Here is a 24,229-nt window from a genome sequence, read left to right on the forward strand (position 1 = left end):
GCACGACCGGCCTACGAACCGGAGAGGCCACGCGTCAGGCCACGGTCTTCTCCACCAAGGCCATTTCTTCGCTGGTCAGCAGCTTGTCGATGTCGACCAGCACCAGCATGCGCTCACCGATGCTCGCCAGCCCGCAGAGATAATCGGAGGACAACGACAAGCTGAACTCGGGCGCCGGCTTGATCTGCTCGGGCGGCAGGCTGATCACGTCCGAAACCCCGTCGACCACCACGCCGACGATACGCCCTTCGACGTTGACTACGATGACCACCGTCTGCCCGCCGTACTCGACGCGTTCGAGGTGGAACTTGATGCGCAGGTCGACGATGGGCACGATCACCCGCGCAGGTTGGTCACTCCTTTGATGAAGTCCGGGGTGTTGGCGATCCGCGTGACGTTCTCGTAACTGCGGATTTCCTGGGCCTTGAGAATGTCGATGGCATATTCCTCGCTACCCAGCGAGAAAACCAGGAATTCACGGGTATGGGTGTCGGCGATGGCCGCCGCCAGATCGGCTTGCTTGAAGGAAGTCATGACAGCATCAGCTCCTGTTCGATGGCGGCCGCACGTTCCTGACGGGCGGCGCTCTGTCTGCGGTTGAGGCGTTGCAAATCGGCGATGTCGAGAATCAGCGACACGCTGCCATCGCCGAGGATGGTCGCGGCGGAGACGCCCGGCACCTTGCGGTAGTTGGTTTCCAGGTTCTTCACCACCACCTGCTGCTGGCCGACCAGTTCGTCCACCAGCAGGGCGCAGCGGGCACCCTCGCCCTGGACGATCACGGCGATGCATTCGCTCGGCCGGGTGCGCGCGCCGGGAATGCCGAAGACCTGGTGCAGCGGCAGCAGCGGCAGGTACTCGTCGCGCACCTTGAGCAACTGGTCGGTGCCGGCCATCGCATAGATATCCTCGCAGCGCGGCTGCAGCGACTCGATCACGGCGTTCAGCGGCAGGATGAAGATTTCCCCACCGGCACGGATCGACATGCCATCGAGGATCGCCAGGGTCAGCGGCAGCACGATGCGGGTGGTGGTGCCCTGGCCTTGGCGCGAGAGGATCTGCACATGCCCGCCGAGCGACTGGATGTTGCGCTTGACCACGTCCATGCCGACGCCACGCCCGGAAACGTCGCTGACCACTTCGGCGGTGGAAAAACCAGGGGCGAAGATCAGTTGCCAGACCTCGTCGTCGCTCATGCTGTCGGAAACCGCCAGGCCGTTGCTGCGCGCCTTGGCCAGCAGCTTGTCGCGGTTGAGGCCGGCGCCGTCGTCGATGACGTCGATCAGGATATTGCCGCCCTGATGCTGGGCCGACAGGGTCAGGCGCCCGGTACGCGGCTTGCCCGCGGCCTCGCGTATCTCGGGCGACTCGATGCCGTGGTCGAGGCTGTTGCGCACCAGGTGGTTCAGCGGATCGACGATGCGCTCCACCAGGCTCTTGTCCAGCTCGGTGGACTTGCCCACGGTGAGCAGCTCGACTTCCTTGCCCAGCCTGGCCGCCAGGTCGTGCACCTGGCGCGGGAAACGGCTGAACACGAAATCCATCGGCACCATGCGGATGGACATCACCGCCTCCTGCAGGTCGCGGGCGTTGCGCTGCAGAAGGGCGATGCCGTTGACCAGCTCGCTGTGCATGGCGCCGTCCAGCTTGCCGAGCATCTGGTCGAGCATCGACTGGGTGATCACCAGTTCGCCCACCAGGTTGATGATCTGGTCGACCTTGGCCACCGGCACGCGCAGGGTGGTGGACTCGCCATTGTTATTGTTGTTGGCCGGCGCCTTGCCGGAGGTCGCCGGGCTGGACGGGGAGGCCGCAGGAGCCGGTACCGTCGGGGTCGCGACCTTCTTCTCTTGGACAGGCGGAGCCGGCGATGCGGGATCGAGCTGCGGAGGCTCGGCCTGGGGTGTCGCATCAGCCGCCTTCGACGGCGCTGCGGGAGCCGCGAGCGCCTGGATCTCCAGCTGCTCGGGCTCGACCACGAAGCAGAGCACGGCCTCGATGTCGTCGGCGCTCTCGCCGGTAGCCAGCTCCACCTCGTAGCGCTGGACGCCGCCGCTCTGGCCGAGGATGCTGCCGAAATGCTTGAGCTCCTCGATCAGCAGCTCGCGGTCCTTCTCGGCGACACCGAGCAGAATCACGCGCAGGCGCTCCGTGCCCTCCTCGTCCGCCGGCGCCTCTGCCGCTTCCGGCTCGGGCGACGGCACCGGTTCGGCGACCGGGATCGGGGCCGGGGCCTGCACGGCCACTTCCGCTCCCTGCCCGCCGAGCTCCTCCAAGGCCATCTGCTGCAGGGTTTGGCAGATACGCGCGAATGCCTCGGGGTCAGGTTCACTGCCGTTGCGATAGGCGGCTAGCTGGTCTTGCAGCATGTCCTTGGTTTCCAGGAAGGTGTCGACGATATCGCGCCGCAGCTTCAGCTCGCCGCGGCGCAGGTGGTCGAGGATGTTCTCGAAGATGTGGGTAGTCCGTTGCAGGACGTCGAAGCCGAAGGTGCCGGCTCCGCCCTTGATGGAGTGGGCGGCGCGGAAGATGGCGTTGAGCTGCTCGGGATCGGGGGACTCGATGTCCAGCTCGAGCAGATGACGTTCCATATCTTCCAGCAGTTCTGCGGCCTCCTCGAAGAAGGTGTCGTAGAAATCGGTGATATCCATGCAAGCACCCTGGCAGTGGTTGGTTAAGGCCGGACCTCGCGGCCGTCGGAGCGGTGGGCAGCATCCGGCGCCACGCCATCGGCGGGCTTTTCGGTTGCGGACGCAGGCGGCAGAGGGCCGTACTCCCGCTGATCGAGAATCGCATCGGCGACGCGGCTGTCGAGAACGATCACCGCGATGCGCCGGTTGGCGGCATCATTCGGTCCGGCCCCCTGGAAAGGAATGCGGTCGGACATCCCCGAGGCGCGCAGCAACTTCTCGGAAGCCAGGCCGCCGCTGACCAGCTCGCGCCGGGAAGCGTTGGCGCGCTCGGCGGACAGCTCCCAGTTGCTGTATCCCGCCTCGCCTCCGGCATAGGGACGACTGTCGGTATGCCCGGTGATCTGGATCCGATTGGGCAGCTCGCTGAGCATCGGCGCAAGGGTGCGCAGCAGGGTGCGCATGTAGGGAGCGACCCGGGCACTACCGATCTCGAACATGGGCCGCTGCTCGGTATCCACGAGCTGAATGCGCAGTCCTTCGGGCGTGAGGTCGATCAGGATCTGATCCTTGAGTTCTTTGAGGATCGGGTCGACCGTCAATGCCGCCTTGATGCGCCTTTCCAACTGCCGAAGACGTGCGCGCTCCTGCTCGTCGACCTGTCGCGACTCCAACTGCGGGTCGATGCGAAAGCGCTCGCCTTCGGCGAAGCTCGGGTCGGGGCCGCCACCGGGAATGACGTTCTTACTGGCCCCTTCGCGATCGCCACCTGTCAGGGCCACCGCGAGCGGGGTGCGAAAATATTCGGCGACCGCGGCCTTCTGGGCCTGACCGGCGTTGGCGAGCGTCCAGAGCACCAGGAACAAGGCCATCAGCGCCGTCATGAAATCGGCGAAGGCGATCTTCCAGGCGCCGCCATGATGGCTGTGGGCAGCCTTTTTGGTACGCCGGATGACGATGACGGGGCGGTCACTCATGCAGCGTCGGCTCCAGCACTCTTGCTGCTGCGCACATGTGCCTCAAGTTCAGCGGCGCTGGGACGCTCGGCGGTATGCAGCGCCTTGCGGCCGAACTCCACGGCCAGCTGCGGGGCATAGCCGTTGAGGCTGGCCAGCAGGGTGACGCGCATGCATTGCAACATCTTCACCGCCTCGCCCACCTGGCGGTCGACGCGGCTGGCCAGCGGGGCGACCATCCCGTATGCCATCAGAATGCCCAGGAAGGTGCCCACCAGCGCATGGGCGATCATCTGCCCCATCTCGTCCGGACCGGCATCCGCCATGCTCAGCGCCTTGACCACGCCCATGACGGCGGCCACGATGCCGAAGGCCGGCAGCGCGTCGCTGACCTTGTTCATGGCATCGACCGGCAGATGCGCCTCGTGCTCGAACTCCTCAATCTCGTGCACCATCAGTTCATCGATCTCATGGGGCGAGGTGTTGCCGCTGACCATCAACCGCAGGTAATCGGTGAGGAAACCGATGATCATCGGATCCTGCACGACCTTGGGATAGGGAGCGAACAGCGCGCTGTCGCCCGGACTGTCGATGTCTTTCTCAATGGCCAACATGCCCTCGCGCCGGGTCTTGCTCAGCAAGTTGAACAGCAGCGCCATCAGTTCCATGTAGAGTGCCTTGTCGTAGCCGCTGGCACGCTTGAGACGCGAAAAGCTTCCCAGCGTGGCCTTGATGGTCTTGCCGTTGTTGGCGGCGATGAACGCCCCCAGGCCGGCCCCGCCGATGATGAGCAGCTCGAAAGGCTGGAACAGCGGCCCCAGGCTACCGCCGGACAGCGCATAGCCGCCGAATACCGAGAGCATTACAACGATGAGTCCTAAAGCGATCAGCACGAGCGCGTCCTTCCAGAGAGCAGCGATATCAGGAATATCGGCACGACGGTACGATGCTTGAGGGTCTTCCGGAAAACTTTGCCGCCTTCGAGCAAACAGGGACAAGCAGAAGCCGATAGGCTTGCAGGGGCGGCGATAGCCGCCCGAAGTCAGCACTTGGTACGGAGTTCTGGCAATGCCGGCTCGTCGGCAGCCACCTGCAGCTCACTTTCCCGGCGCTTGCGCGTCTTGCCGGCACGCGAGGGCGGCTGGCAGATGCCGCAGACGAAGTTCCGGGCCGGAGCATGGGCATAGGCCACGAACGAACCGCCACAGCAGGTACACTGGATCATTTCCAGCATTTCGCTTTCGAAGAAGCGCACCAGTGTCCAGGCCCGAGTCAGGCCGAGCACGAACTCGGTCTCATCCAGATGGACCTGCTCGAGATAGAGACGAAACGCCTTGACGAATGCCTCCATCCGCTCGCAACCGCAATTGTCCAACAGCTGGCGATAGATCCCGTAGAACAGGGAGGAATGAATGTTCGGCAGCCAGGTGATGAACCAGTCGGTGGAAAAGGGCAGCATACCCTTCGGCGGCGACACGCCCCGCAACTCCTTGTACAAACGAATCAGCCGCCCCCGGCTGAGATCGGTTTCGGTCTCCAGCACCTGCAGGCGGGCCCCCAGCTCGATCAGCTCGATGGCCAACTGCACTTGGAGCATTTCATTGACCAGACTTTTTTCCGTCATCGTTCGGCGTTCCCCGCCCGCCCCGCCGGCTGATCGGCGGAAACCATGAGCAAGGACGCATGAAGCCGTGCCAGCCCTGGCTCGCGGGAATTGTTCAGAACCCTGGTCAACTGCCCGGCATCCTCGAAGCCCGGCCGACAGATCAGCTGATTGGTACGTGCCAGCTGCATCAGCTGCTTGCCCGATAATCCTGCCAGCAAGTTGGCCATCTCGTCGCTCAGCTTCAGACGAAAAATGGCAGTAGCGCGATCCTTGCGTAACAGCCGCTGCACCAGCAGCAGATAGGAAAGATTCAAATCCTGAATCTCGTCGATGAGGCTATCGGCAACCATTGACACCCTTGAAACTCCTAAACGACACGCACTCCTAAACCTGGAACGCCCGCCCCATCAAGATTCTCGAAAAAATCACCGTCCTAGAAATGCTTGGCGAGATAAGTGTGAACAGCGTCAAAAAATCAGACGAGCGAAGCGTAATTTTTTGAACTTAAGCAGCTAGTAGATGTATTCACCCTGACAATCTACACAAAAATCACATATGCGAGGCGGCCTTCCTGCCCCTCACTCGACAGGCTCGCCGCGATCCGCTTCGAGGCCATAGGCCCAGACCAGCAGTTCGGCCACGACCTGATAGAGCTGCGGCGGAATCTGCGCATCCAGCTCCACCTGCATGAGCAGACCGACCAGCTCCGGCGCGGCATGCACGGGAACGCCCTGGCGCTGCGCCTCGGCGACGATGCGCTCGGCCAGTTGCCCATACCCCTTGGCCACCACCCGCGGCGCGCCATCGCCCTCGCCATAGGCCAGCGCAAGCGCCTGGCGGCGCCCCCTAAAGCATCCCGGCCGCGTTGATCCTCACTCATCGGAACGCTCCGCAACCAGCCGCGCATCAAGGCAACGCAAGGCCAGCTCCCCCGGACAGCACTGCCCGATACGCTCCCGCAGGAGTCCCTGGGTACGCGAAAAATACTCGAGCAGCGCCGGCGAAGCGCTGAACATGCTCAGCGACAAGGACCCCGCACCCAGCCAGGCCTCCACGCGCAGCGTGCCGTGCACGGGCAGCTCCAGTTCCAGGCGTAGACACCATTGCGCCTCCTCCTGCACTGCCGCCTCCCTATCCCTGTCCGAGCGGGCCGAGTCCCCCCGCTCCGTTTCCGGCGCCTGTATCAGCAGGGACATGAACAAGCCCGGCCAGGCTTGACCCTCCCAGCGCAGGAGCGGATTGACCAGTAATTCCAGCTGATGACGAACGAGCCCCTGCAACTGCTCTCGGGAAGCGCTGCACCACTCTGCGGAGCCTCCTCGGTACGGACGGAAGACTCGATAGACAGCGACTCACCCTCCGCGGCTTCCGCCAGGACAGGCATCGCCGCGACGGGGACACGCTTCCGGCACGCAGCGAGGATGCCGCCTCCCCGGCCGAAGGCAACCAGCCGCTCATCTGCGGCTCGCGAAGCAGCGCCTGCAGAGGCAACTCGCCACGATACCAGCGGGCCAGATGCGCCTCGTAGAAGAGCCCACTTTCGCCAATGCTCCGCCCGAGCAGGCTGGCAAGCAGGCTGGCAACGGGCGGCGCGCCGACGGAGGACAGCAGCGGCGCGGCAGGCGTTATCGCCGAGGGACGCCCTGGATGTCCGACGAGCACATCGGCAATGGTGCGCGCCGCCGGACTGAGCCGGGTCGAGGTGGAAGCCAGGCTCGCCGCCCCCTCCGGAGACACAGGGCGGGAGGCCTCCCCATCGCCGCGCGGCGCGGCCTGCGGCAGCGGCGACAGAAGCTGCGGGCCGCGCGCATCTGGACGGGAATCGCCATGCAGCGCACGCGCCGCCCCGCCCGGAACGACCGGCTCCAGCGGCCGAGCGCCCTGCCTGGCCACCGGCAAATCGACCGATCTGCCCAACACCTGATGCAACAGGCTATCGAGCAGCGGCGTGATCCCGCTCACGGCAAGCCTTTGTCGAAGCGGTCAGCCGCCTGGTACACCAGCGCCGCGCCCACCGCGGGACGATAGGTGCGGTTCAGCTCGCGCTGGCGGCCCGAACTCACGATCAGCCGGCCGAGCTCATCGCGGCGCGCCAGCAGATGTGCACGGATCTCCGCATCCAGCGCCAGGATCTGCTCCAGCAACTCGAGTTTACGCTGTTGCTCCCGCTGCCCGAGGGAAATCCGGGCCTCCAGCTGCCGCAGGCTTTCGGCATCGACCAACCCACAGGATTTTTCCTGCAGCAGGGCCGCCCAGTCGCCACAGCGGGCCAGCTCCAGCATGCTTTTCGACTGCTGCAGAAGCAGCTCGTAGGACGCGATGAGTTGCTGCCCCCCGTCCATGCTCAATCCCCACCCGCCTGGGGGTTGATCTGTCGCCAGGCCGAACCGATCTGCTCCAGCAGGGCCGAGGCCTCGTCCAGGCAGCGCTCGTCGTTATGCAGGTTGGCCCGCAGCAGCAGCCGCGCCACATACTCGTAGAGCTGTTCCAGCCGTCCGGCCAGCTCTCCGCCGCGCTCGTGGTCCAGAGCGGCCAGCAGCCCCTGGTTGACGATATCGATCGCCTTGGAAACGGCCTTGCCCTTCTCCGCGACGTTGCCTGCCTGCATGTGGAGCCTGGCCGTCCGGATCGCCGCCTGAGCCCCATCGAACAGCATCACGATCAACTGATGGGGAGAGGCCGACATGACCCCGCTCTCAACCCCCACCCTGGCATAGGCGCCAGCCCCACGCATGACGGTCACGTCAAATCCCCTTGTTTTTGCTTACGAGTCGCCCAGCATCGCGCTCAGGGCATCGAACTGCTGGGTCAGATAGGTACTGGTCGAATTCATCTGGGCGATCAGCGTATCGAGCGCCGAGAACTGCACGCGGTAGCGCTCGATAGTGGTCGCGATACTGCTCTCCATCCGCGCATAGCGCTCGTCCAGGGCTTCGTTGCGCGACTCCAGCCCCTCGATGGCGCTGCCGATCGTCCCGCTTTCATCGAGGATGTCGTCCAGCGAATCGCTCAGCGTGGCGGCCAGGCCCGGCTTGTCATCGGTGCCGACGAATAGCGCCTGGATATCCGAGAGATCACCCTCGAGTGCCTCGGTCAGCTTGCTATCATCGACCTTCAAGGTGCCATCGAGCTGCAGGGAAATCCCCAGGTCCGACAGGTAGCGATAGGCGCCCTCGTCGAGGCCACCGGTAATCGCTTGGCGCAGCCGGCTCTGCACGCCGCGCAGCGTCGAGTCGCCGAGCAGGATGCCGGCTTCGCCGCTGTCGGCATCGTAGGACGTGAGGCTGTCAGTGGTGCTGTCCAGGGAGTTGAAGGCACTGACGAAGCTGGTGATCGCCGACTTTATCGACGCGGTGTCGCGCTCGACGGTCAGGGTCTGCGCATCGCCGGTAGCGGAGACGGTCAGGGTCACCCCCTGCAGAGCGCTTTCGATCGTATTGCTCTGGCTGGTGATGGCCAGGCCGTTGACGGTCAGCTGAGCATCCTTGGCCGCTGCGGTTTCCTTGTAGCCGTTCGAATTGGTAGCGGCATCGTAGGGATTGAGCAATGCGTTCAACTGATCGCCACCGCTCCCCCCATCGTCGAAGCTCATCGTTATGGCCGCCTCGGTGCCGGTCGCCTTGCTGGTCAGCGCCAGGCGCCAGGGCGTACCGCTGCCGTCGTTGACGATCGACGCGGTGACTCCGCCATTCTCGGCATTGATCGCATCGCGAATGTCCTCCAGAGAGTTGCTGCCGGCGACCACATCGATGCTCAGGGTCTCGTCGCCGCTCTGGATGGTCAGAGTTCCCGTGCCCAAGGCTGCCGTCTTGTCAGCCACCCCGGCGCTGGCCAGGCTGTGCGCCTGAGCGAGCTGGGTCACCTGCACCTGGTAGCTGCCCGGCACCGCATCGGCGGTTACCGCCACGCCCACGCCGCTGCCGCTGATGCGGCTGGTCTGGCCCTGGTAGGTGGAGGCCGTAGCGAGCTTCTCGACCGTGCCCTGCAGGCTGGTCAGGTAGCCCTGCAGGCGGCCAAAGGCGGAAATCTTGCTCTCGATGACACTCTGCTGGTCGGTGATGGGAGTGAGTTTCAGGCGCTCGGCAGACTCGAGCTGATCCAGCAGACCGGTGAGATCGAGACCCGAGCCAACGCCCAGTGACGAGATAGTAGCCATGTCAGTCCTTGTGAAGCAGCGCGGCGGCCCGCGGCGCGGACGGCTGCGCAATAGCCGATGTCGTTTGCTGCTTCAGGATATCGGCCCCGCCACGACAGACTTTAGCGACCATCCGCCGAACGCCCTCAGACCTGCATGTTCATCACGTCCTTGTAGGCGCTGACTAGGCGGTTGCGTACCTGCACACCCATCTGGAAGGCCACGCTGGCCTTCTGCATATCCACCATCACGTCGTTCAGAGCCACGCCCGGCTCGCCGGCCTGAAAGGCATCGGACCTGGCGCTGGCGGTCTGCTGCAGCTGGTTGATCCGATGGATCGCCGCCTGGAGCTCGCCGGCAAAGCTTCCCGACACGGCTCCGGCTGCCTGCGGACCCGAGGCGTGGGCACCGGCGGCCTGAGTGGCGAGAGCCTGCATCTGCTGCAGGGCGGACTGGATGACGGGCGAGCTCATGAGGAGGGGCCTGGACGAAAGAATGGACAACGGAAAAGTAGCGGCAAGCCTAGCAACCCCGCCCAGCCGGGGAAGCGGCCAATTGACCCTAAAAGCACCGGCTTTTTGAACCTTTACGTGCCGACACTCCCCGGATAATGACGCTCGTCCAGAATCGCCCCGCTTTCCTGGCCCGTGCTTACGCGACCAACGGCCGGCAGGCGTGCAACCCATCTCCAGAACCGGATTTTCCATGTTTGCCCTATCGCCCCAGCCCTCTGCCGGAGACACTCGTGAGTAACGCGGTCCTGGGGCAAGGCAGTGCGCTCGCCAGTCCAGCTCCGCTTGCCACCCGCCTGCTCGCACCGATGCGCAGCCAACCGCTGCTGCCGCTGCTGCTGGCCGGCGCGGCGGTACTGGCGGTGATCGTCGCACTGCTGCTCTGGGCCCGCGAGCCCGAGTACCGGGTACTGTTCGCCAACCTCGACGAGGCCGAAGGCGGGCGAATCATCGGCGAGCTGGAAAAGCGCGCCGTGCCCTATCGCCTGAGCGAGGGCGGCCAGGCCCTGCTGGTGCCGGCCGAGCAACTGCATACCCTGCGCCTGCAACTGGCCGAGCAGGGACTGCCGCAGGGCGGCAACGTCGGCTTCGAGCTGCTCGACAAGCAGGCCTTCGGGGTCAGCCAGTTCGCCGAACAGATCAACTTCCAGCGAGGCCTGGAGGGGAGCTGGCGCGCTCCATCGAATCGCTCGGCCCGGTAGCGAAGGCCCGCGTGCACCTGGCCATGGCCAAGCAGTCGGTGTTCGTCCGCGAGCGCGAACCGGCCCGCGCCTCGGTGGTGCTCAATCTGCAGCCGGGCCGCGAGCTGGGCGAGCGCCAGGTCAGCGCCATCGCCCATCTGGTTTCCTCCAGCGTACCGGGCCTGGCCGTCGACGCGGTGACTGTGGTCGACCAGAACGGCCGCCTGCTCTCCCAGCCGGGTGGTACCCGCGACCTCGACGGCAGCCAGCTGAACTACATCGACGAGGTGGAGCGCTCGTACCAGCGGCGCATCGAGAACATCCTCGCCCCCATCCTCGGCGCCCAGAACGTCCGCGCCCAGGTGGTCGCGCAAGTCGACTTCTCCACTCGCGAACAGACCGCCGAGCGCTATGCCCCCAACCAGCAGCCCGGCGAGGCGGCGGTGCGCAGCCAGCAGCTCTCCGAGAACCTGTCCGGCGGCACCGAGCCGGCCCGCGGGGTGCCCGGCGCACTGACCAACAGCCCGCCGAATGCGGCGCCGGCGCCCGCCGCAGCCGAGACGGCAGCAACCGGCGACACGGCCTCCGCCGACAAGGCCGACAAGCCGGCGGCCGCCGCGGAAAAGGCCCCCACCACCGCGCTGAGCCGCGACAACACGATCAATTACGAGATCGACCGCAACGTCGAGCACATACAACACCAGCGCGGCAACGTGCAGCGTCTGTCCGCCGCGGTGGTGGTCAACTACCGCGACCTGGTCAAGGACGGCGCTCGTGCCCGCGAGCCGCTGAGCCAGGAGGAGCTGGCCCGGATCGACCGCCTGGTCCGCCAAGCCATGGGCTTCACCGAGGGCCGCGGCGACCAGCTGGAAATCATGAACAGCCCCTTCGCGGACATCGAGGTCGTCGATCCGCCGGAGTGGTGGAAGACACCGGAGTTCTACAACCTGGCGGCCAGCCTGTCCCGCTACCTGTTGGTGCTCTTCATCGCCCTGCTGCTCTGGCTGATGGTGCTGCGCCCGCTGAAGCGCCGCCACCGGGAGAGGCTGGCCGCGGAAGCCGCCGCCCGTAGCGAGGCTGTCGAAGCCGCGCAGGCCGCCCTCGAGGCCTCCAGAGTGCCGATCATCGCCGCCGAGGAGCACCAAAAACGCGACCCGCGGCGCAAGTCGCCGGTCTATGAACACAACCTGCAGAGCCTGCGCGAAATGGCCCAGGAAGATCCCCGTCTGGTAGCCATGATCATTCGCGGCTGGATGAAGAAAAATGACTGAGATGAGTGGCGCGCGGCGCAGCGCGATTCTCCTGCTGTCCCTCGACGAGGACAGCGCGGCCGAGGTCTTCAAGTTCCTGTCCAATCAAGACGTGCAGGCGGTCGGTACGGAAATGGCGCGCCTGAGCCAGGTCTCCCACGAGGAAATGCGCCAGGTGCTCGAAGACTTCATGGACGAGACCGAGCAGTACGCGGCGATCAACATCCAGTCCAGCGAGCACATCCGTGCCGTGCTGACCAAGGCCCTCGGCAGTGAACGGGCGGCCAGCCTGATCGACGACATCCTGGAGACCAGCGATACCGGCACCGGCATCGATAAACTGAATCTGATGGAGGCCTCGACGGTCGCCGAGATGATCCGCGACGAGCATCCGCAGATTATCGCCACCATTTTGGTCCACCTGGATCGCCACCAGGCCGCCGACGTGCTGGAGCTGTTCGACGAGCGCCTGCGCAACGACATCATCCTGCGCATCGCCACCTTCAGCGGCGTGCAACCGATCGCCCTGCACGAGCTGACCGAAGTGCTCGGCGGCATGCTCGATGGCCAGAACCTCAAGCGCAGCAAGATGGGCGGCGTGAGGACCGCGGCGGAAATCCTCAACCTGATGAACTCGACCCTCGAGGAAGTCGCCATCCAGACGGTGCGCGCTCACAGCGAAGACCTGGCGCAGAAGATCCTCGACGAGATGTTCCTCTTCGAGAACCTGCTGGAGCTGGACGACCGCAGCATCCAGCTGATCCTCAACCAAGTGGAAAGCAACTCCCTGGTCGTCGCCCTCAAGGGTGCCCCGCCGGCGCTGCTCGACAAGTTTCTGGCGAACATGTCGAACCGTGCGGCCCAGCTGCTGCGCGAAGACATGGAAGCGCGCGGACCGATCCGCATCTCCCAGGTCGAGGCCGAACAGAAGACCATCCTGCAGATCGTCCGCCGCCTGGCCGACAGTGGCGAGATAGTGCTCGGCGGCGGGGACGACGCCTATGTCTGACCGGCCGTCCTGGTCGCGCGACGACGCCCCCTGGCGCCTCTGGCAGATGGACGAGCTGGGGCACCCTCGGGACGCCCGCCCCGACCCTGACAGCGCACGCCGCGAGGCCCAGCGCCAGCAGGCCTTCAAGCGCGACGCGGAACTCAAGGCGCTGCGTGAACAGGTGCGCGAGGAGGCCCGTCGCCAGGGCTATGAGGAAGGCTTCGCCGCCGGCAAGACGGACGGCTACGCGCAGGGCCTGGAAGAAGGCCGCCTGGCCGGCGAGCAGGCCCTGCAGGCGCAGATCCGCGAGGCCGTGGAACCGCTGCGCGTCCTCGCCCAGACCTTCGAGCAGGCGCTCGCCCAGCTCGACGGGCAGATCGCCGAGCAGCTGGTCGAACTGGCCCTGGCCGGCGCCCGTCAGCTGGCTGGCGAGGCGCTGAAGATCGATCCGGGGCACATCCTGCCGACCATCCGCGCCCTGCTGCACAGCGAACCGCCGCTCGGCGGTAAGCCGCGCCTGTGGCTGCATCCGGCCGATCTGCAACTGGTTCGCGAGCAGCTCGGCGTGGAGCTGCAGGCCGCCGGCTGGCAGCTCCAGCCGGACGCCCTGATCACCCGCGGCGGCTGCCGGGCGACCAGCCAGGGCGGCGATCTGGACGCCACCTGGGAAAGCCGCTGGGCGGCGATCGCCCGTCAGCTGCGCAAGCGCCCCGCCGCACTGCCGGTCGACGAGGCCCCCGCGACGTGACCGCCAATCCCCACCAGCAGCGCTGGTCGCAAGCCATCGACGGTCTGTGCCGGCGCATCGGCGACCTGCCGCCATACCGGCGCAGCGGGCGCATCGTGCGGGCCACCGGCATGGTCCTGGAGGCCGTCGGCTTGGGCATTCCTCTTGGTGGAGTGTGCCGCATCGAGCTGGCCGCCCAGCCCGGCAGCGCCGCGCGGCAGGCCGAGGCCGAAGTGGTCGGCTTCGCCGGGGAGCGCCTGTTCCTCATGCCGCTGGAAGAAATCGCCGGCCTGCAGCCGGGCGCCCGGGTATTCCCCCTCGGCGAGGGCAACGATGCGCTCAGCGCGCGACGCTTCCCGCTCGGCGAGCGCCTGCTCGGCCGGGTCGTCGACAGCAGCGGCCAGCCGCTCGACGGCCAGGGCCCGCTGGACGACGTGCGCCACGCCAGCCTGCACACCCCGCCGCTGAACCCCCTGCATCGGGCCCCCATCGACCGCCAGATCGACGTCGGCATCCGCGCCATCAACGGCCTGCTCAGCATCGGCCGCGGCCAGCGCATGGGCCTGTTCGCTGGCTCCGGGGTCGGCAAGTCGGTGCTGCTCGGCATGATGGCGCGTTACACCCGTGCCGACCTCATCGTGGTCGGGCTGATCGGCGAGCGCGGCCGCGAGGTGCAGGACTTCATCGACAACATCCTCGGCCCGGAAGGCCTGCGCCGCTCGGTGGTGGTCGCCGCCCCGGCCGACACCTCGCCGCTGCAGCGCCTGCAGGGCGCCGCCTATGCCACCCGGCTGGCCGAGGACTTTCGCGATGCCGGCCGCGACGTGCTGCTGATCATGGATTCGCTGACCCGCTACGCCATGGCCCAGCGCGAGATCGCCCTGGCCATCGGCGAGCCGCCGGCCACCAAGGGCTACCCGCCCTCGGTGTTCGCCAAGCTGCCCAGGCTGGTCGAGCGCACCGGTAACGGGCCGCGCGGCGGCGGCTCGATCACCGCCTTTTACACCGTGCTCAGTGAGGGCGACGACCAGCAGGACCCGATCGCCGACTCGGCGCGGGCGATCCTCGACGGCCACATCGTGCTGTCGCGGGCCTTGGCGGAAAGCGGCCACTACCCGGCCATCGACATCGAGGCCTCGATCAGCCGGGCGATGACCGCCATCGTCGATCCCACGCAGCAGCGCAAGGCCCAGCAGTTCAAACAGCTGCTCTCCAGGTACCAGCGTAACCGCGACCTGATCAGCGTTGGTGCCTACGTCCCGGGCCACGACCCGCAGCTGGACCGCGCGGTGAACCTCTATCCGCAGCTCGAGCGCTTCCTCCAGCAACGCATCGACGAGCGGGCCGGCGTCGAGGAGACGCTGAAAGCACTCAACGCACTGATTCCCACCCCATGACGCCATGTGAGCAAGGCAGGTAACCCGGCATGTCCACGACCAGCGCGCTTGACACTCTCATCGACCTGACCCGGGAGGCCATGGAGGCCGCCGGCCGCACCCTGGCCGACCAGCGCCGTACCCAGCAGCAGGCGCAGACGCAGATGAACACCCTCGAACACTATCGCCAGGAGTATCGCCAGCGCCTGCAGCAGGCCATGCAGGAAGGCATCGCGCCGGCCAGCCTGCACAATTACCGGGCCTTCCTGGCCTCCCTGGACAGCGCCATCCAGCGCGCCGTGCAGACCCTCGACGCACAGCGCCGACAGGTCGACCACAGCCAGCGGCACTGGCAGGAGCAACGCCGCAAGCTGAACGCCTACGACACCCTGGTCGAGCGTCGCGCCCTGCTCGGCCAGCTGCGCGAGAACCGTGCCGAACAGCGCCGTAGCGACGAGACCAGCGCCCAGTTGCGCCTGCGTTCCGGCTTTCCGAACGACAGCAATCTGTAGGAGGCCCCATGGATATCATCGCCCTGCCGGCCAGCCCCCTGTCCGGCGCTGCCCCCACTACGACGCCAGGCGCCTCGCCCGCACCCGTCAACGCTGGCGGTGGCTTCGCCCGCAGCCTCGAACAGGCGGCCAGCCGTCAGACGGCCGACGCTGCCGCCGCCCCGCAGGCCCGCTCCCTGCGCGCCGCCAGCGCGGAAACGCCGACTGCCGCGGCCGTTGCCGTACAGGCGCCCGGCCTGCTGGGGCTGTCCGTGACGCCTCCGGCGAGCGGGACGACGACCCAGAAAGAGGCCGCGCCGCCTGCGGACGAACGCCCGGAGGAAGCGCCAGCCGATCTGGCGGCCATGCTCCTGCAGGTGCCGCCCGTACCGGCGGCGCCGGCAGCCGGCGCTGCCGCCGACCTTCCGGAAACCGACATCCCCGACGAGCTGCAGCGCATCCGCTCGCGCCTGCTGGCGATCGAGAGCGCCGGACAACTGCCCTTCCCCGGCACCGTCGAGGCAGCTCTGGCCAGCCTGCCGGCACAGACTGCCCCCTCCCCGCTACCGGCCACCGCAAGCCTCCCGGCCGTCACGGTTACGCCGCTCTCACTCCAGACGACTGCCGCCAGCATCGAGCAAAGCCGGCCGGCGCTGTCCACGCCGCCACCCGATGCCGGACAGGCTGGATTCGCCGGCAGCGATCAGGCGGGCCAACCCCCCGCGCTCGCGGAAGGCACCCGGGCGGTCCATCCGGATGCCCTCCCGGAGAGCATCCAGGCAGGCCGTACGGAACCGCTCATGGAGGACACCCAGGCGAGCCGCCCGGAGCCGCTCACGGAAGGGGCCCAGGCGAGCCGTGCGGAACCGCTCCCAGAAGGCCCTCGGACGAGCCATGCGGCATCGCTCGCCGAAAACATCCGGGCGGGCGACAGCCTTCCGCCCGGCCTGGAAAGCACATCCGGCAGTGGCACCACCTACCCGCTCGCCAGCAACAGCCCGTCTACCGGCGGCCCGGCGACGGCGGGCAGCCCTGCCGGCGTCAGCCTGGCGGCGCCGCTGGCCAGCCCCGAATGGCAGCGCGGCCTCGGCCAGCACCTGCTCGGCCTGCAACAGCGCGGCGAGCAGGAGATCGAGCTGCACCTGCATCCGGCCGAACTCGGCCCGCTGTCGATCAGCCTCAAGCTGGGCGAGTCGGGGGCCCAGGCGCAGTTCCTTTCCTCCCACCCGCAGGTCCGTGCGGCGGTCGAGCAGGCCATCCCGCAGCTGCGCGAGGCCCTTGCCGAACAGGGCATCGCCCTCGGCGAAACCTCGGTGGGCGAACGCCAGCAACGATCCCGGGACGAACGCCCGGACAGCTCGGGGCGCGGCGCGGCCCTCGCGGGAGGCGCCGGCGAGGACCGCGTGCCCGGAGTGGCGGAAATCGCCGCACCGTTATCGGTGCGTCTCGAGGGTGTCGACCTGTACGCCTGAGGAGAGCGGCCGGACGGCCGCTTCGCAATCTAACCGACGACCAGTGCCACACGGCGGCAAAACAACAAGATACGCGCGATAGCGGGGTCTTATCGCCCCATCGGGATTGTGTGCCTGTCGGCATACTTTTTCCCTCGAACGAGTCGACCTCCCTCAAGGGCACACGCAATGAGCAAAACCCCTCCCGCACGCGGCAACGGCAAGGCCAGTTGGCTGTTGGTGATCCTCCTGGTGCTGGTCGCCGCCGGCGGCAGCGCCGCGGGCGTGTACCTCCTCATGGGCAAGGGCGCGCATGCCGCCGCCGACAGCACCGAGGCCGCTGCCGAACCCACGCTGGCGCCGATCTTCGTGCCGATCACCCCCTTCACCGTCAACCTGCGCAGCGCGGAGCACGAGGAGCGCCTGCTCTACGTCGGCCTGTCCCTGCAGGTGATGGACAAGGCCAGCGGGGAATTCCTCAAGCAGTACATGCCACAGTTGCGTAGCCGCCTGCTCAAGCTGTTCGCCGCGCAGACCGCCGCCGAGCTGATGACCCCCAGTGGCAAGGAGCAGCTCTCGGCGAAGATCCTCGAGATGCTCCAGCAGCCGATGGCCACGCCGCAGCCGGTCCTGCGGGTGACCGACGTCCTCTACACCGACTTCATCGTGCAGTAGCCGCCCATGGCCCAAGATGATCTGCTCTCGCAGGAAGAGATCGACGCGCTGCTCAAGGGGGTCAGCGGCGAGGAAGACACCTCGCCCAGCGAGCCCGCCGACAAACAGCGCATCCGCCCCTACAATCCGGCCACCCAGCACCGGGTGATCCGCGAACGCCTGCACGCGCTGGACATCATCAACGAGCGCTTCGCCCGTTATTTCCGCATGAGCCTGTTCAACCTGATCCGCCGCAGCGCCGACATCACCGTCGACAGCGTGCGCTATCAGAGCTACAGCGATTTCGCGCGCAACGTGCCGGTGCCGACCAACATCAACCTGCTGGCCATGAAACCGCTGCGCGGCACGGCACTGGTGGTCTTTCCGCCGAACCTGGTGTTCATGGTGGTGGACAACCTGTTCGGCGGCGACGGCCGCTTCCTCACCAAGTCCGAGGGGCGCGAGTTCACCCACACCGAGCAGCGCATCATCCGCCGCCTGCTGGGGCTGGCCCTGGAGGCCTACCAGAGCGCCTGGAAGTCGGTGTATCCATTGGAGATCGACTACCTGCGTTCGGAGATGCAGGCCAAGTTCGCCAACATCACCAGCTCGCCCAACGAAATCGTCATCAACAGCACCTTCCACCTGGAAGTCGGCAACCTGGCCAGCGACTTCAACATCGTCATGCCCTACCTGATGATCGAACCGCTGCGCAGCCTGCTCAACGGCCCTCTCAACGACAGCCATCCGGAAGAGGAGCGTCAGTGGGGCCAACGCATGGCCAGCGAACTCAAGCAGTCGCAGATCGAGCTGATCGCCGACTTCGCCGGCATCGACCTGTGCATCGGCCAGGTCATGGCGCTCAAAGTCGGCGACGTGCTGCCCATCGAGCTGCCGGAAACGGTCGTCGCTCGCGTCGACGGCGTGCCGGTGATGTGCTGCGAGTACGGCAGCCAGAACGGCCAGCGCGCCCTGCAGGTAAAGGAACTGATCGACCACTCATCCGCCAACTCCCGCGCGACGACCGACCGGTTCGTCAAGGGTAGCCTGCCCGCCGCCAAGGAACTCCACAATGACTGATTCGAACAAAACCGATCTCAACACCCTGGAGGACGACTGGGCCAGCGCCATGGCCGAACAGGCCGCCGCACCGGTCGAGGACGATCCTTGGGCGGCCGCCTTCGCCGAACAGGCTGCCACGGTCCCGGCACCGGCCGTGCAGAACGTCGGCAAGAGCGTATTCAAGCCGCTCGGCAAGAGCGCCACGGCGGATGGCATGCGTGACCTGGACATGATCATGGACATTCCGGTCAAGCTCAGCGTCGAGCTCGGCCGCACACGGATCACCATCAAGCAGCTGCTGGAGCTGGCGCAGGGCTCGGTGGTCGAGCTGGAGGGCCTGGCCGGCGAGCCGATGGACATCCTCATCAACGGCTACCTGATCGCCCAGGGCGAGGTGGTGGTGGTCGACGACAAGTACGGCATCCGCATCACCGAAATCATCACGCCCTCCGAACGGGTGCAGAAGCTCAACCGATGAGTACCGTCGCGACGAGCGCCGCCGGCCTGGAGAACGCCGGTGCCGACAGCCTGCTGGGCCTCGCCGCCCTGGGCAAGACCGCCTTGGCCCTGGCTCTGGTGGTCGGCCTGATATTCCTCTGCAGCTGGCTGCTGCGTCGCCTAGGCCCCGGCCGCCAATGGCCCGGTCAGCACCTGAGGGTGATCGGCAGCAGCTTGCTCGGTCCCCGCGAGCGCGTAGTGATCGTCGAGGTGCAGGGCACTTGGCTGGTGCTCGGCGTGACCGGCCAGCAGATCAGCAAGCTTCACGAACTGCCGGCACCGCCCGCCGAAGCAGGCGCCGTCCGTCCGGCCGGTGGATTTGCCGAACGCTTTGCCGGTGCCCTGTCCGGCCAATTTAAGCAACAGCCGCCCGGCCACAAGACAGCCACTCCGGAGCAACCATGAATCCGACCGTCCCGCGTCGCGGCCAGTGGTCGGCCGCCGGCGCCCTGGGCCTGGGCCTCGTCCTGTGCCTGCCGGCGCCCGCCCTGGCCGCCCTGCCCGCCTTCACCAGCCAGCCGCTGGCCGGCGGAGGCCAGCAGTGGTCGCTGAGCTTGCAGACTCTGCTGCTGCTCAGTTCGATGGCCTTCCTGCCGGCCCTGCTGCTGATGATGACCGGCTTCACCCGGATCATCATCGTCCTCGGCCTGCTGCGCACCGCCATCGGCACTCCGGCCGCGCCGCCCAACCAGGTCCTGCTCGGCTTGGCGCTGTTCCTCACTTTCTTCGTCATGGCACCGGTGTTCGACCGCGCCTACCAGAGCGCCTGGGCGCCTTTCTCCCGCGACGAGATCGGCTTCGAGCAGTTCCTCGAAACCGGCAGCCAGCCGTTCCGCGAATTCATGTTGGCGCAGACCCGCGACGGCGACCTGGCGCTGTTCGCCCGCCTGGCCAGGCTCGGCGAGCTGGAAGGTCCCGAGCAGGTGCCGTTGCGCGTGCTGATGCCGGCCTTCGTCACCAGCGAACTGAAGACCGCCTTCCAGATCGGCTTCACCATCTTCATCCCCTTCCTGATCATCGACCTGGTGGTGGCCAGCGTGCTGATGGCGTTGGGCATGATGATGGTCCCGCCGGCGACCATTTCCCTGCCCTTCAAGCTGATGCTCTTCGTGCTGGTCGACGGCTGGCAGCTGCTGGTCGGCTCGCTGGCGCAGAGCTTCTACCTGTAACCGAGAGGTAATCCGCGATGACGCCGGAAATGGTCATGGACCTGGCCCATCAGGGCATGCGTGTCACCCTGTTCCTCGCCGCACCGTTGCTGCTCACCGCGCTGCTGGTCGGCCTGCTGGTCAGCCTGTTCCAGGCCGCCACCCAGATCAACGAGATGACCCTGTCGTTCATCCCGAAGATCCTCGCGGTGTTCGCCGTGCTGGTGCTGGCCGGCCCCCTGATGATCCAGCTGATCGTCGATTTCACCCGGGAACTGTTCACCAACCTTCCCGGTATGCTCGGCTGACCCGTGGTCGAGGTCGACTACGCGCAACTGCAGCTGTGGCTGGTCAGCTTCTTCTGGCCTTTCTGCCGGATCGGCGCCTTCCTGCTGGTCGCCCCGCTGCTTGGCCACACCAGCGTCCCCGCGCGCGTGAAGATCGCCCTGGCGGTCCTGCTGAGCGTGCTGCTGGGTCCCGGCCTGCCACCGCTGCCGGCGGTGTCGCTGTTCTCCTGGCCCGGCCTCGGCATCATGGTCGAGCAGATGCTGATCGGCCTGGCCATCGGCATGGTCATGCGCGTCACCCTCGCCGCGACGCAGACCGCCGGCGACATCATCGGCCTGCAGATGGGCCTGGGCTTCGCCACCTTCTTCTCGCCGGACACCGGTACCAACAGCATGGTGCTCTCGCGCCTGCTGTATATGATCGCGCTGCTGATGTTCCTGGCCTTCGACGGCCATCTGCTGGAACTCGAACTGCTCGCCGGCACCTTCGTCAGCCTGCCGATCGGCCTGCTGCGCCTCGATCCGTCGGCCTGGGAGATGCTCGCCCGCTACGGCAGCACCGTCTTCGCCTCGGGCCTGCTGCTGGCCATGCCGCTGGTGGCCGCGCTGCTGATCATCAACCTGGCGATGGGCATCCTCAACCGCTCGGCGCCGCAGCTGACGGTGTTCTCGGTGGGCTTTCCGCTGTCACTGAGCGTCGGCCTGGCGCTGCTGACCATACTGATGGGCGATCTGGGAGGCTTTCTCGGCGGGCTGTTCCGTGCCGGCCTGGAATTCCTGGCGCAGCTGATCGCCGGCCTGGCGCCCCGGGAAGCTGAAGCGCGGCGCGAAGGCACCCCGCTTCCCGCGCGGGGGCCGCGTCAGAGCAGCTTGAACAGCGACAGCTGGTGGATATCGACGAAGGCCTTCTGCGCCGCCTGCAGCCCGACCTGGCGCAGGCTGTATTCGGAGATGGCCGCGTTGTAGTCGAGGTCGACCAGATCGGAGAGGGTCTGCTCGTAGTTCAACGCGCGGTTGCTGCCTACGGTGTCGAGCACGTCCAGCTCGTTCAGGCGGGCGCCCACCGACGCGCGGGTAGTCAGCACGTTGTCCAGCGCGTTGTCCAGCTCGCGGCTGGAGGTGGACAGGGTGTTCTGCAGACGGGCTTGGTCGGCGTCGCTCTGCACCGGCGCGTTCAACGCATCGAGCATGTTCTTGAGAGTGCGGAACAGGTCGGGATCGGCCTCGTCGGCGGCGCTCACGGCGATGGAATCGCCGTCCGCCGGGGTGCCCTCCAGGGTCAGGGAGAGGCCGTTGACGGCGATGCTCTGTCCCGACTCGTAGGGAACCTGGGTCGTACCGCCGTCGGTGCTGTAGGTGGTCGCACCGTCGGCCGCGACCGTGAAGACGACCGTGAAGCTCGTGCCGAAGCCGGCATCGCTGCTGTTCGTCACGCTGGGGCCGGTGAAGGTGACGCTGCCCGCATTAGCGGCATCGGCCCTGGCCAGGTAACTCGCTGAGTCGTGTACGGCCTGGAAGATCTGCTTGCCGTTGTCGCTGCTCGACATTTGCCGCGAGGCGTCCACCTGCTGGGCCACCACGCCCTCGTCGCCCTGATAGCTGACGATGTCGGTGAGCGCATCCTTGACGAACGGCGGGCTCTTGTCCTGGTAGCCGCCGAACAGGTAGCGCCCGTTGCCGTCGGTGGCATTGGCCTGGCCGAGCAGAGCCTCGTAGATGCCGTTGAGTTCGCTGGCCAGGGAGGAACGGTCGGCGTCGCTGAGCGTGCCGTTGCCGGCCTGGACCAGCAGGGTCTTGGCGCTGGCGATGGCGTCGGCGACGCTGTCCAGCACGCTCTCCTCCTGGGAGAGGGCATTGCGGGTGCTGATCCGGGCGTCGGCATACTGCTGGTTGACCGCCGCCGACTGGGCGACGCCGACCGCCTGCGACGCAGCCTGGGGATCGTCGGAGGGGTTGACCACCCGCTTGCCGCTGGCGATCTGCTGGCCAACCTTGAGGTACTCGCCCTGCTGGCGGACCAGCGAGCTCAGGCCCTGCTCGAACATGGTGACGGTGCTGATGCGCATGCTTGCTTATCCTCCGGGATCAGGCGTCGAGACCGAGCAGGGTGTCGAGCACGGTCGCGCCGACCTCGATGACCTTGGCGCTGGCCTGGTAGTACTGCTGGAAGCGAATCAGGTTGGCCGCCTCCTCATCCAGATTGACGCCGGACTCCGACAGCTGCAGCGCACGCAACTGCTGGGTCAGGCCCGCCTGGGCCTGGCGGTTGACCTGGACGACGTTGGTGCGGTTGCCGACGTCGCCGACCATCGAGGCATAGGCCTGGCTCAGGCTGGCCACGCCGCCGACCAGCGCCTCGTCCTGCAGCGCCTGCAGGGCCAGGGCGTTGCGGTTGTCGCCGCTGCCGGTGCCGCCCTCGGCCTGGCCGGCGGCGATCAGCGCGGTGTCCTGGATCAGGTTCTCCAGCTGGCCGGCGGCATGGCGGGTCGGCTGGACGAGGAAACGGTCGCCGTCGGCCGGCGTGCCGTTGATCGTCACGACCATGCCGCCGAATTCGAGGGTCGTGGCGTCGGCCGCGAAGGTTGTGGTTTCGCCGGTGTCGCGGCGAGTCACGCTGTAGCCGTCGGTCGTCGAGAACTTCACATCGTAGTCGCTGGCGGTCAGCCCGCTCAGGTCGTCGGAGAAGCTCGCCTCCAGATAGGCGGTGCTGTCGTTGCTGGCGTTGCTGTAGACGGTCGGCGCGCCGATCGAGAAGAAATCCCCTCCGGCGTCGCCATTGAGATCGACGCCCTCGGCGTGCTGGGTGTTGAAGCCCTGCGCCAGGGACACGGCGAGCTGGCCGAGCTGGTTCTGGGTCTTGTCGAGGGTCTCGCTGCGGAAGGTCATCAGACCGCCCAGTTCACCGCCGGTGAAGGTCGACTCGCTGAACTCGCGCAGGTTGCCGGCACCGTCGCGATAGCCGACCACGGTCCGCGACGGATCGGCGGAGGAAGCCATGGCCTCGAGGGCGAAGCTCTTGGTGCCGGAGACCAGGGACTGGCCGTTGCCGATGCTGATGTTGTAGGTGCCGCCGTCCTGGATGGTCAGCTCCACGTCGACCATGGCGCTCAGCTCAGCCACCAGCTGGTCGCGCTGATCCAGCAGGCTGTTGGGCGCCTCGCCGGTCTTGGCCTTGGCCAGGCTGATCTCGCGGTTGAGCATGGCGATCTGCTCGGCGGTATTGTTGATCTGGAAAACCACGTCCTCGATCTGCCCGTTGACGCCCTGCTGCATGTCTTCGAGGTAGCTGTCGAAGGCCCGGAACTGCGCGCTCAGGGTATCGGCCGTGCCGATCACCCCCTGGCGGGCGGCCGGGTCGGAAGGCGCCGAGGCGAGATCCTGCAGGGAGGAAAAGAAGCTCTGCAACAGCGGCGCCAGCCCCGCCTCGCTGTCCGCCAGCAGGTTGTCGATCTGGGCGATCTGGGTTTCGTAGGTATCCAGCGCACTGGAATTGCTGGTGGCTTGGTTGAGCTGGTTGGCGACGAACTGGCTGAACTGGCGCTGCACGCCTTCGACCTGCACCCCATTGCCCACGCCACTCTCGCTGAGCAGGGTGGTCTGGCGGTTGTAGCCATCCGTGTAGACGTTGGTGATGTTGTTGGAGGTGGTGCTCAAAGCCACCTGGGCGGCATTCAGGCCGCTGATGCCGATGGAGAAAATGCTCATGAAACCTTCCCTTTCGCAGCTTGCCTCAGGTTATCGGCAGCGCTGACCAAGACTTGAGGCGGCTCCTGGA

At 66.7% G+C, this 24,229-nt stretch carries 27 protein-coding genes and 1 pseudogene; 14 read left to right on the forward strand and 14 right to left on the reverse strand.

Annotation, left to right across the window (positions count from 1 at the left end; all coding sequences use genetic code 11):
• Positions 1-34: 34 nt before the first annotated feature.
• The 12 genes and pseudogenes from Atro_RS03560 to fliE all read right to left on the reverse strand — a co-directional run bounded on the left by Atro_RS03560 (position 35) and on the right by fliE (position 9,800).
• Positions 35-534, reverse strand: a pseudogene (locus Atro_RS03560) (chemotaxis protein CheW).
• Positions 531-2,651 carry a chemotaxis protein CheA gene (gene cheA / locus Atro_RS03565; protein WP_497926463.1) on the reverse strand — a complete coding sequence of 707 codons (2,121 nt, stop codon included), beginning with the start codon at positions 2,649-2,651 and terminating at the stop codon, positions 531-533. Before cheA ends, Atro_RS03560 begins: the two are co-directional and overlap by 4 nt.
• A gap of 23 nt (positions 2,652-2,674) precedes the next feature.
• Positions 2,675-3,607: a flagellar motor protein MotB gene (motB, locus tag Atro_RS03570; protein WP_497926464.1), complete on the reverse strand. Its 933-nt coding sequence runs from the start codon at positions 3,605-3,607 to the stop codon at positions 2,675-2,677.
• Positions 3,604-4,479 carry a flagellar motor stator protein MotA gene (gene motA, locus Atro_RS03575; protein ID WP_497926465.1) on the reverse strand — a complete coding sequence of 292 codons (876 nt, stop codon included), beginning with the start codon at positions 4,477-4,479 and terminating at the stop codon, positions 3,604-3,606. Before motA ends, motB begins: the two co-directional genes overlap by 4 nt.
• Before the next feature lie 149 nt (positions 4,480-4,628).
• A complete protein-coding gene (gene flhC, locus Atro_RS03580; protein WP_497926466.1) occupies positions 4,629-5,210 on the reverse strand; it encodes a flagellar transcriptional regulator FlhC in 582 nt (193 codons plus the stop codon).
• Positions 5,207-5,542, reverse strand: coding sequence for a flagellar transcriptional regulator FlhD (flhD, locus tag Atro_RS03585; protein ID WP_497927596.1), 336 nt, complete (start codon positions 5,540-5,542; stop codon positions 5,207-5,209). The genes flhC and flhD overlap by 4 nt, the downstream gene beginning before the upstream one ends.
• Positions 5,543-5,770: 228 nt before the next feature.
• On the reverse strand, positions 5,771-6,016 hold the full coding sequence (locus tag Atro_RS03590; protein ID WP_497927597.1) for an EscU/YscU/HrcU family type III secretion system export apparatus switch protein: 246 nt from the start codon (positions 6,014-6,016) through the stop codon (positions 5,771-5,773).
• 48 nt (positions 6,017-6,064) lie between these two features.
• Entirely contained in the window at positions 6,065-6,472 is a 408-nt protein-coding gene (locus Atro_RS03595) for a hypothetical protein (RefSeq protein WP_497926467.1), read from the reverse strand.
• Between the two features lie 678 nt (positions 6,473-7,150).
• Positions 7,151-7,534, reverse strand: a complete 384-nt coding sequence (gene fliT / locus Atro_RS03600) for a flagellar protein FliT (RefSeq protein ID WP_497926468.1) — start codon at positions 7,532-7,534, stop codon at positions 7,151-7,153.
• Positions 7,535-7,536: 2 nt separating this feature from the next.
• A complete protein-coding gene (fliS, locus tag Atro_RS03605; protein WP_497927598.1) occupies positions 7,537-7,926 on the reverse strand; it encodes a flagellar export chaperone FliS in 390 nt (129 codons plus the stop codon).
• Positions 7,927-7,956: 30 nt separating this feature from the next.
• On the reverse strand, positions 7,957-9,348 hold the full coding sequence (gene fliD, locus Atro_RS03610; protein ID WP_497926469.1) for a flagellar filament capping protein FliD: 1,392 nt from the start codon (positions 9,346-9,348) through the stop codon (positions 7,957-7,959).
• Positions 9,349-9,473: 125 nt separating this feature from the next.
• Entirely contained in the window at positions 9,474-9,800 is a 327-nt protein-coding gene (gene fliE, locus Atro_RS03615) for a flagellar hook-basal body complex protein FliE (RefSeq protein WP_497926470.1), read from the reverse strand.
• Positions 9,801-10,072: 272 nt separating this feature from the next.
• Here fliE and Atro_RS03620 point away from each other — a divergent pair, with 272 nt between their 5' ends.
• The 14 genes from Atro_RS03620 (at position 10,073) to fliR (ending at position 21,420) form a co-directional block, all read left to right on the forward strand.
• Positions 10,073-10,540 (forward strand): hypothetical protein, encoded by a 468-nt coding sequence (locus tag Atro_RS03620; protein WP_497926471.1) that lies wholly within the window; start codon positions 10,073-10,075, stop codon positions 10,538-10,540.
• A gap of 11 nt (positions 10,541-10,551) precedes the next feature.
• On the forward strand, positions 10,552-11,790 hold the full coding sequence (gene fliF, locus Atro_RS03625) for a flagellar basal-body MS-ring/collar protein FliF (protein WP_497926472.1): 1,239 nt from the start codon (positions 10,552-10,554) through the stop codon (positions 11,788-11,790).
• Complete coding sequence (gene fliG, locus Atro_RS03630) at positions 11,783-12,778, forward strand: flagellar motor switch protein FliG (RefSeq protein WP_497926473.1); 996 nt, start codon at positions 11,783-11,785, stop codon at positions 12,776-12,778. The genes fliF and fliG overlap by 8 nt, the downstream gene beginning before the upstream one ends.
• A complete protein-coding gene (locus Atro_RS03635; protein WP_497926474.1) occupies positions 12,771-13,508 on the forward strand; it encodes a flagellar assembly protein FliH in 738 nt (245 codons plus the stop codon). Before fliG ends, Atro_RS03635 begins: the two co-directional genes overlap by 8 nt.
• Entirely contained in the window at positions 13,505-14,884 is a 1,380-nt protein-coding gene (gene fliI, locus Atro_RS03640) for a flagellar protein export ATPase FliI (RefSeq protein WP_497926475.1), read from the forward strand. The genes Atro_RS03635 and fliI overlap by 4 nt, the downstream gene beginning before the upstream one ends.
• Positions 14,885-14,913: 29 nt before the next feature.
• The gene (gene fliJ / locus Atro_RS03645) at positions 14,914-15,375 is read left to right on the forward strand and encodes a flagellar export protein FliJ (protein ID WP_497926476.1); all 462 of its coding nucleotides are present in this window, start codon (positions 14,914-14,916) and stop codon (positions 15,373-15,375) included.
• An 8-nt stretch (positions 15,376-15,383) separates the two neighbouring features.
• The gene (locus tag Atro_RS03650; RefSeq protein ID WP_497926477.1) at positions 15,384-16,826 is read left to right on the forward strand and encodes a flagellar hook-length control protein FliK; all 1,443 of its coding nucleotides are present in this window, start codon (positions 15,384-15,386) and stop codon (positions 16,824-16,826) included.
• A gap of 168 nt (positions 16,827-16,994) precedes the next feature.
• Positions 16,995-17,480 carry a flagellar basal body-associated protein FliL gene (gene fliL, locus Atro_RS03655; RefSeq protein ID WP_497926478.1) on the forward strand — a complete coding sequence of 162 codons (486 nt, stop codon included), beginning with the start codon at positions 16,995-16,997 and terminating at the stop codon, positions 17,478-17,480.
• 6 nt (positions 17,481-17,486) lie between these two features.
• Positions 17,487-18,539 carry a flagellar motor switch protein FliM gene (fliM, locus tag Atro_RS03660; protein WP_497926479.1) on the forward strand — a complete coding sequence of 351 codons (1,053 nt, stop codon included), beginning with the start codon at positions 17,487-17,489 and terminating at the stop codon, positions 18,537-18,539.
• On the forward strand, positions 18,532-18,999 hold the full coding sequence (gene fliN / locus Atro_RS03665) for a flagellar motor switch protein FliN (protein WP_497926480.1): 468 nt from the start codon (positions 18,532-18,534) through the stop codon (positions 18,997-18,999). Before fliM ends, fliN begins: the two co-directional genes overlap by 8 nt.
• Positions 18,996-19,424: a flagellar biosynthetic protein FliO gene (gene fliO, locus Atro_RS03670; protein ID WP_497926481.1), complete on the forward strand. Its 429-nt coding sequence runs from the start codon at positions 18,996-18,998 to the stop codon at positions 19,422-19,424. The genes fliN and fliO overlap by 4 nt, the downstream gene beginning before the upstream one ends.
• Positions 19,421-20,188, forward strand: coding sequence for a flagellar type III secretion system pore protein FliP (fliP, locus tag Atro_RS03675; RefSeq protein ID WP_497926482.1), 768 nt, complete (start codon positions 19,421-19,423; stop codon positions 20,186-20,188). Before fliO ends, fliP begins: the two co-directional genes overlap by 4 nt.
• Before the next feature lie 17 nt (positions 20,189-20,205).
• Positions 20,206-20,475, forward strand: a complete 270-nt coding sequence (gene fliQ / locus Atro_RS03680) for a flagellar biosynthesis protein FliQ (protein ID WP_131254529.1) — start codon at positions 20,206-20,208, stop codon at positions 20,473-20,475.
• A gap of 3 nt (positions 20,476-20,478) precedes the next feature.
• Positions 20,479-21,420 carry a flagellar biosynthetic protein FliR gene (gene fliR, locus Atro_RS03685; protein ID WP_497926483.1) on the forward strand — a complete coding sequence of 314 codons (942 nt, stop codon included), beginning with the start codon at positions 20,479-20,481 and terminating at the stop codon, positions 21,418-21,420.
• Here fliR and flgL read toward each other — a convergent pair.
• Together flgL and flgK are read right to left on the reverse strand one after the other, a co-directional pair.
• The gene (gene flgL / locus Atro_RS03690) at positions 21,315-22,520 is read right to left on the reverse strand and encodes a flagellar hook-associated protein FlgL (protein WP_497926484.1); all 1,206 of its coding nucleotides are present in this window, start codon (positions 22,518-22,520) and stop codon (positions 21,315-21,317) included. The two genes, fliR and flgL, sit on opposite strands and share 106 nt — an antisense overlap.
• 19 nt (positions 22,521-22,539) lie before the next feature.
• Positions 22,540-24,159: a flagellar hook-associated protein FlgK gene (flgK, locus tag Atro_RS03695; protein ID WP_497926485.1), complete on the reverse strand. Its 1,620-nt coding sequence runs from the start codon at positions 24,157-24,159 to the stop codon at positions 22,540-22,542.
• Positions 24,160-24,229: the final 70 nt, after the last annotated feature.

Source organism: Azotobacter tropicalis, from assembly GCF_059739045.1.

Excerpts from the sequence above, each read along its gene's own strand:
- cheA (WP_497926463.1), bottom strand. The coding sequence starts at position 2,651 with ATGGATATCACCGATTTCTACGACACCTTCTTCGAGGAGGCCGCAGAA.
- motB (WP_497926464.1), bottom strand. The coding sequence starts at position 3,607 with ATGAGTGACCGCCCCGTCATCGTCATCCGGCGTACCAAAAAGGCTGCC.
- flhC (WP_497926466.1), bottom strand. The coding sequence starts at position 5,210 with ATGACGGAAAAAAGTCTGGTCAATGAAATGCTCCAAGTGCAGTTGGCC.
- flhD (WP_497927596.1), bottom strand. The coding sequence starts at position 5,542 with ATGGTTGCCGATAGCCTCATCGACGAGATTCAGGATTTGAATCTTTCC.
- fliT (WP_497926468.1), bottom strand. The coding sequence starts at position 7,534 with ATGGACGGGGGGCAGCAACTCATCGCGTCCTACGAGCTGCTTCTGCAG.
- fliS (WP_497927598.1), bottom strand. The coding sequence starts at position 7,926 with ATGCGTGGGGCTGGCGCCTATGCCAGGGTGGGGGTTGAGAGCGGGGTC.
- fliD (WP_497926469.1), bottom strand. The coding sequence starts at position 9,348 with ATGGCTACTATCTCGTCACTGGGCGTTGGCTCGGGTCTCGATCTCACC.
- fliE (WP_497926470.1), bottom strand. The coding sequence starts at position 9,800 with ATGAGCTCGCCCGTCATCCAGTCCGCCCTGCAGCAGATGCAGGCTCTC.
- fliG (WP_497926473.1), top strand. The coding sequence starts at position 11,783 with ATGACTGAGATGAGTGGCGCGCGGCGCAGCGCGATTCTCCTGCTGTCC.
- Atro_RS03635 (WP_497926474.1), top strand. The coding sequence starts at position 12,771 with ATGTCTGACCGGCCGTCCTGGTCGCGCGACGACGCCCCCTGGCGCCTC.
- fliJ (WP_497926476.1), top strand. The coding sequence starts at position 14,914 with ATGTCCACGACCAGCGCGCTTGACACTCTCATCGACCTGACCCGGGAG.
- Atro_RS03650 (WP_497926477.1), top strand. The coding sequence starts at position 15,384 with ATGGATATCATCGCCCTGCCGGCCAGCCCCCTGTCCGGCGCTGCCCCC.
- fliL (WP_497926478.1), top strand. The coding sequence starts at position 16,995 with ATGAGCAAAACCCCTCCCGCACGCGGCAACGGCAAGGCCAGTTGGCTG.
- fliM (WP_497926479.1), top strand. The coding sequence starts at position 17,487 with ATGGCCCAAGATGATCTGCTCTCGCAGGAAGAGATCGACGCGCTGCTC.
- fliN (WP_497926480.1), top strand. The coding sequence starts at position 18,532 with ATGACTGATTCGAACAAAACCGATCTCAACACCCTGGAGGACGACTGG.
- fliO (WP_497926481.1), top strand. The coding sequence starts at position 18,996 with ATGAGTACCGTCGCGACGAGCGCCGCCGGCCTGGAGAACGCCGGTGCC.
- fliP (WP_497926482.1), top strand. The coding sequence starts at position 19,421 with ATGAATCCGACCGTCCCGCGTCGCGGCCAGTGGTCGGCCGCCGGCGCC.
- fliQ (WP_131254529.1), top strand. The coding sequence starts at position 20,206 with ATGACGCCGGAAATGGTCATGGACCTGGCCCATCAGGGCATGCGTGTC.
- flgL (WP_497926484.1), bottom strand. The coding sequence starts at position 22,520 with ATGCGCATCAGCACCGTCACCATGTTCGAGCAGGGCCTGAGCTCGCTG.
- flgK (WP_497926485.1), bottom strand. The coding sequence starts at position 24,159 with ATGAGCATTTTCTCCATCGGCATCAGCGGCCTGAATGCCGCCCAGGTG.